General features: G+C 71.3%; 4 protein-coding genes. All 4 read left to right on the top strand.

Annotated elements, in window-relative coordinates:
- Positions 1–242 precede the first annotated feature (242 nt).
- The 4 genes from EV292_RS17935 to EV292_RS17920 all read left to right on the top strand — a co-directional run bounded on the left by EV292_RS17935 (position 243) and on the right by EV292_RS17920 (position 6,633).
- On the top strand, positions 243–1,100 hold the full coding sequence (locus tag EV292_RS17935) for an SDR family oxidoreductase (RefSeq protein ID WP_132910604.1): 858 nt from the start codon (positions 243–245) through the stop codon (positions 1,098–1,100).
- Positions 1,101–1,257: 157 nt separating this feature from the next.
- Complete coding sequence (locus EV292_RS17930; protein ID WP_132910603.1) at positions 1,258–2,112, top strand: manganese catalase family protein; 855 nt, start codon at positions 1,258–1,260, stop codon at positions 2,110–2,112.
- Positions 2,113–2,201: 89 nt separating this feature from the next.
- Entirely contained in the window at positions 2,202–4,616 is a 2,415-nt protein-coding gene (locus tag EV292_RS17925; RefSeq protein ID WP_132910602.1) for a DUF3772 domain-containing protein, read from the top strand.
- A 73-nt stretch (positions 4,617–4,689) separates the two neighbouring features.
- Positions 4,690–6,633, top strand: coding sequence for an EAL domain-containing protein (locus EV292_RS17920; protein WP_132910601.1), 1,944 nt, complete (start codon positions 4,690–4,692; stop codon positions 6,631–6,633).
- The last annotated feature ends 4 nt before the right edge of the window (positions 6,634–6,637 follow it).

Here is a 6,637-nt window from a genome sequence, read left to right as displayed (position 1 = left end):
GTCCTTCCTATCTGGCGACCGTCCCAGAAGCGCCGCCTCAGCAGCACCCCCCGTCCGGTGAAGCGGCATATATGGAGGGCGTTCCCACCGGTCAAGCGATTCGATGACAGTTTTTTGGCGCGGCGATGTCAGTTCGTCACGCGCTTCATCCGCCGGACAAGACTGGCTGATTCACGTCAAAGCCCGGAACGCCGCCGCCGCGCCGATCGGTTGAGTGCCCGACCCAACATGGAGATCGCACCGTGACCGACCGCCCCACCCCGCCCTATCCCGAGCAGCAGCAGCCGATGCCGGGCACCACCGCGGCGATGGACCCGCGCCCCGATCACGGCGAGCACAGCTATGTCGGCCGCGGCCGCCTCACCGACAAGAAGACGATCGTCACCGGCGGCGACAGCGGCATCGGTCGCGCGGTCGCGCTCGCCTTCGGACGCGAGGGCGCGGACGTACTGATCTCCTATCTCAGCGAGGAGGAGGACGCGCGCGAGACCCAGCGGCTGGTCGAGCAGGCCGGCCGCCAGGCGGTGCTCGTCCCCGGCGACATCAGCGACCCGGCGCATGCCCGTTCCGTCGTCGATCGCGCGGTGGAAGCGTTCGGGCGGGTCGACGTGCTCGTCAACAATGCCGCACACCAGGCCAGCTTCCAGACGATCGAGGACATCGCCGACGAGGAGTGGCAGCGGACCTTCGCCACCAACATCCACGCGATGTTCTATCTGTCCAAGGCGGCGGTGCCGCACATGCGCGAGGGGTCGTCGATCATCAACACCACCTCGATCAACGCCGACCAGCCCAACGAGCAGCTGCTCGCTTACGCCACCACCAAGGGCGCGATCCACAATTTCACCGCCGGGCTGGGCCAGATGCTCGCCGAGCGCGGGATCCGCGTCAACGCGGTCGCGCCCGGTCCGGTGTGGACGCCGCTGATCCCCTCGACCATGCCGCCCGAGAAGGTGAAGAGCTTCGGCGAGAACACCCCGATCGGCCGCGCCGCGCAGCCCGCCGAGCTGGCACCCGCCTATGTCATGCTCGCCAGCGACGAGGCGAGCTACATCCTCGCGGCGACCATCGCGGTGACCGGCGGCCGCCCCTTCCTGTGAGCGGTGCGCGCGCCCGGAGCGCCGCGCTCCGGGCGCGCGAACTTGACGCAAGTTGCTGTAATAACGCCGTTATTCTAATCCACCCTAGTAAACTTCAGGCGCGCTGAGCCGTTGGCGGATGATCCGGGCGGGATCATCCCAACAGCGAGGACGCGCGATGTACTATCACGACAAGCGGCTCCAATATCCGGTGCAGGTGACCGAGCCGGATCCCGCCTTCGCGCGGATGCTCCAGCAGGCGATCGGTGGCGTCGAGGGCGAGATCCGCGTCTGCATGCAATATTTCTTCCAGGCCTGGGGCAATCGCGCGCCCACGCCGAAGTACCGCGACATGCTGCTCCACACCGCCACCGAGGAGATCGGCCATATCGAGATGCTCGCCACCGCGGTGGCGCTCAACCTCGACAAGGCCCCCGCGAGCCTCCAGGCCGAGGGTGCCGCGGACAGCATCGTCGGTGCGGTGATGGGCGGCGAGCGGCCGCGCCACATCATCGAGGGGCTGATCCACAAGAATCTGCTCTCGACCGGGCTCGCGGCGATGCCGGTCGATTCGGACGGCGTGCCGTTCAACATGAGCCACATCTACGCCAGCGGGAACATCGCCGCCGACATGTACTGCAACGTCGCCGCGGAGAGCACCGGGCGCGTACTCGCGACCCGCCTCTACCATGCGGCGCGCGACGAGGGCATGAAGAAGATGCTCCACTTCATGATCGCGCGCGACACGATGCACCAGGAGCAATGGCTCGCGGTGATCGAGGAGCTCGGCGGCGCCGCGACCCAGCTGCCGATCCCCAATTCCTTCCCGCAGGAGAAGGAGGACCAGGAGCATAATTACGACTTCTTCGTCACCTCGCTTGACGGCAGCTACCCCGAAGGGCGCTGGACCAGCGGACCGAGCATCGACGGGCGTGGCGAGTTCACGGTGTTCCGCAATGAGCCTTTGGGCGGCGAGCCCGAGCTCGGCGCGGCACGGCCCGACGGCATGGCGCAGGTCGAGCAGACGGGCTGACCTTGGGGCGAGCGCGCGGGCGTGACGCCGCCGCGCCAGCCGGCGGGGCGACTGGCGGCGCTCCCCCACGCTCTGCTAACGCGGCGGCGATGACGTGTCCCCCTTTGTTCGCCCGCGCGCGCGTCGCTGCGCTCCTGCTGCTGGCGCTCGCCGCGCTGCTCCTCGCGCCCTTGGCCTCGGCGCAGCCCGACCCGGTCGCCGCCGCCACCGCGCGGCTCGTCACGGCCGAGCGCGAGGTGCGCGCGGTCGACCGCGCGCTGAACGACGCGCGCGACCGCGCGACGCGCGACGCGCTGCGCGAGCGCGTCGATGCCGCGCGCGAGGACGCCGCCGCTGCCGCCGACCAGCTCGCCGATCAGCTCGAGCTGATCGACGCGCGCGCCGCACAGCTCGGTCCCGCCAGCGCGAGCGACGCGCCCGACCTCGCCGCGCAACGCGCGCGGCTGGCGCGCCAGCGCACCGCGATCGACTCGAACGGCAAACGCGGCCGCCTGATCGTGGTCGAGGCGCAGCAGCTCGTCGACGAGATCAACCAGAGCGAGGCCGAGCAGTTCAGCCAGACGATCGCGGCGCATGTCCCTTCGCCGCTGTCGCCCGGCTTCTGGGCCGCGGTGCTCCAGTCCGCACCGCGCGACCTGCGCCGGATCAGCGGCTTCGTCGCGCAGGGGAGGCGCCAGATCGCCGCCGGTCGGGGCGACACCTGGCCCTGGCCCGCGCTGCTCGGCGCGATCGTCGCGCTGGCGCTGATCGGACCGGGGCGCGCCGCGACGCATCGCGTCGGGCTGCGCTTCCTGATCGACGACGCGCCCGGGCATCGCGTGCGCCGCTCGGGCAATGCGATCTGGCGGGTACTCGTCGGCACGCTGACCCCGCTGCTGGCGAGCGTCGCGCTGATCCAAGGGCTGCGCTGGTCTGGGCTGGTGCCCAGCGCGTGGAGCGCGATCGCCGATACCTTCGTCGCCGCGGTCACCTTCGCGGGCTTCACCGCCTCGGTCACCGGCGCGCTGCTGATGCGCAACCAGCCGAGCTGGCGAGTCGCCCCGATCGCGGACGATGTCGCGCGCCAGCTGCGTCCGTTCAGCTGGCTGCTGGCCGCGGTCGCCTTCCTGGCGATCATGGTCGACAGCTTCAATCGCGCCGTCGGCGCCAGCGCCGCCGCGCTGAGCGCGACCCAGGCGATCGTCGCGCTGCTCCACGTCGCCTTGCTGATCGCCGCGCTGGTGGCGCTGGGCCGGCTGCGCGCCGCGCGGGCGGAGGAGGAGCAGGCACCCGCGCGCGCGGGGCTGGGCGCCGCCGCGCTGGTCGCCTGGGCGGTGGTGGTGGTCGCCACGGTCGCGCTGCTGCTCGGCTATCTCGGCCTCGCGCGCTTCGCGGTGTCGATCGTCGCCTGGGGGCTGGTGCTGGGCAGCGCGACCTTCCTGCTGATGGCGGCGATCGACGACGTCGCCACCACCGTGTTCGCGCGCGAGGGCGGGGTCGGGCGAACGCTGTCGCGCGCGCTGGGTGTGCGGGCCGCGCTGATCGAGCAATTCGGGGTGCTCGCCTCGGGCGTGCTGCGCGTCGTGCTCGCGCTCACCGCCTTCGGCCTGCTGTTCTCGCCGTTCAGCGGCGGGGGCGGGATCGGCGCGCTGATCGCGCGCGTCGGCAGCCTCGCGCAGGGGATCGAGATCGGCGGGATCGCGGTATCGCCGGGGACGATCCTGCGCGGCGTCGTCGTGCTGTTCGTCGGGCTGGCGCTGGTGCGCGCGTTCATGCGCTGGCTCGAGCAGCGTTATCTGCCCGCCACCGACCTCGACGGCTCGGGGCGCAACTCGGTCAGTCTGGTGGCGCGTTACGTCGGAGTCGCGCTGGCCGTGATCTGGGCGCTCGCCTCGCTCGGCATCGGGGTGGAGCGGATCGCGCTGCTGCTCTCCGCGCTCTCGGTCGGCATCGGCTTCGGCCTGCAGGCGATCACGTCCAATTTCGTGTCGGGGCTGATCCTTCTCGCCGAGCGCCCGATCAAGATCGGCGACTGGATCCGCGTCGGCACCGACGAGGGCGACGTCAAGCGCATCAGCGTGCGCTCGACCGAGATCGGGCTGGCCGATCACTCGACGCTGATCGTGCCCAATTCCGAGCTGATCACCAAGTCGGTGCTCAACAAGACGCTGGCCAGTCCGCTCGGGCGTATCCAGGTGCAATTCTCGGTGCCGCTGGAGAGCGACGCCGACAAGGTGCGCGCGATCGTGGCGCAGACCTTCGGCGAGGAGAGCGCGATCCTCGACGATCCCGCGCCCGCGATCTTCATCGACTCGATCGCGGACGGCCGCATCTTCTTCAACTGTTTCGCCCACGTCCCCTCCCCCCGCGCCGCCTATGGCGCGCGCAGCGCCGTGTTCACGGTGCTGCTGCGGCGGTTCCGTGAGGAGGGGATCGAGCTGGGCACCGTGCCGCAGCGGCTCGAGCTGCTCTCCGCCGATCCGGCGCGCGCGGGCAATTGGAAGGAATCCCTACCGCCGGGTTAGTGAAACCCGCGCGCGATCGCTCTATGCCCGCGCGGAATGGGACGCGTGCGCCCCGGGGGGAGAGCAGGACGCGATGGTCGGTCGGATATATCGCTGGTATGCGCGGGTCGGCGACGACCCGCGGCTCGCGGTCGCGCAGGCCGCCAACCTCTATCGCCAGGTGCCGCTGCTCTACGGTCTGCTGCTCATCAACTCGCTCGCGGTGGCGATGACGCATCATGCCAGCGCGCCCGCGCTGCTCACCGTCACGGTGCCGGCGCTGCTGTTCCTGTTCACCGCGGTGCGGCTGGTGCGCTGGGCGCGCGTGGCGCGCCTGGGTACGGTCCCCGGTCCGATCGCGGCGCGGCGCCACCTGCGCGTCATCACCGCGTTGGCCGCGCCGGTCGCCACCGCCTATCTGGTCTGGGCGCTGTTGCTGATGGGGTATGGCGGGCCGGCGCAACAGGCGCATGCCGCCGTCTATCTGTCCACCACCGTGATCGGTTGCGTCTTCTGCCTGATGGTGCTGCCCCAGGCCGCGGTGCTGGTGGCGGTGATGGTGGTGCCGGCCTTCGTGCTCTCCTGCTTCGCGCATTACGAGATCATGTTCGCGGTGATCGCGACCAATGTCGCGCTCGTCGTCGCGGTGCTGATGCGCGTGCTGCTCAACGGCTTCGCGCTGTTCCGCGACCAGGTCGCCGCGCGCGCGACGCTGGAGCAGCAACATGCCGAGCTGGCTTGGCTCAACGCCGACAATGGCCGGCTGGCGCTGACCGACAGCCTCACCGCGCTCCCCAACCGACGGCGCTTCCAGCAGGATCTTCACCGCCTCGCGACCGCGCCCGATTCGCCGCGCTTCGTCGTCGGGCTGCTCGACCTCGATCGCTTCAAGCCGGTCAACGACACCTACGGCCACCAGGTCGGCGACCGGCTGCTGATCGCGCTGGCCCGGCGGATGCAGTCGCTCGCGAACCCCGCGACCACGATCTACCGGCTCGGCGGCGACGAGTTCGGGCTGCTCATCACGGGCGACCAGGACGAGGCGATCGCGGCGGCGGCATGGCTCTGCCAGTCGATCGCGGCGCCGGTGTCGCTCGGCGTGCTGCGGCTGTGCGTCGGCGGGTCGCTGGGTGTGGCGTGTTCGGATTCGCCAGCGGGCGACGCCGACGCCTTGTTCGATCGCGCCGATTACGCGCTCTATCAGGCCAAGCGCGTCAGTGGGGGCACCTGCGTCTTCACCCCGGAGATGGCCCGCGCGATCGGTGACGACCGCGCGATCGAGGCCGCGCTGCGCGGCGCGGTGCTGGACGACGAGCTGGGAGTGGTGGCGCAGCCGATCGTCAGCACCGCCACGCGCGCCGTCGCCGCGATCGAGCTGCTGGCCCGTTGGCACAGCCCGCAGCTGGGCGAGATCGCGCCAGAGGCGCTGATCGCGGCGGCCGAGCGCTGCTCGCTGGTCCATGCGGTGACGCTGACGCTGCTCCGCCGCGGGCTCACCGCGCTGCGCGGGCTGCCGCCGTCGCTCGCGCTGTCGTTCAACCTCTCGGCCTGTGACCTCCACTCGCCCGCCGCACTGGCCGCGATCGAGCGCGAGATCGCCGCGGCGGGCGTGGCGCCCGAGCGGATCTGGGTCGAGGTGACCGAGGCCGCGGTGGCACGCGACCGTGCCGCCGCGGCGCGCGCGCTGGGGCAGCTGCGCGCGCGCGGGATGAAGGTGGTGCTCGACGATTTCGGCGCCGACAGCGCCAGCCTCAACCTGCTGCGTGAGCTGCCGCTCGACACGGTCAAGCTCGACGGGCGGCTGATCGGCGACATGCCCGCGGGCTCCGGCGCGGCGCTGGCGGAGGCGGTGGTCGCGCTGTGCCGCTCGCTCGCGCTCGACTGTGTCGGCGAGGCGGTGGAGACCTCGGCGCAGCTCGATACGCTGCTGCGGATCGGCTGCGCCCGCGCGCAGGGCACGTTGTTCTCGCCCCCGATCGCGCTCGACGCGGTGCCGGCGTTGCTGCGCGACGGAGCGCGCGAGCGCGCCGCGGCCTGACCGC

The organism is Sphingomonas sp. BK235, from assembly GCF_004345855.1.
In the GTDB taxonomy this organism is placed as follows: domain Bacteria; phylum Pseudomonadota; class Alphaproteobacteria; order Sphingomonadales; family Sphingomonadaceae; genus Sphingomonas.
This window is presented reverse-complemented; position numbering and strand designations above follow the sequence as displayed.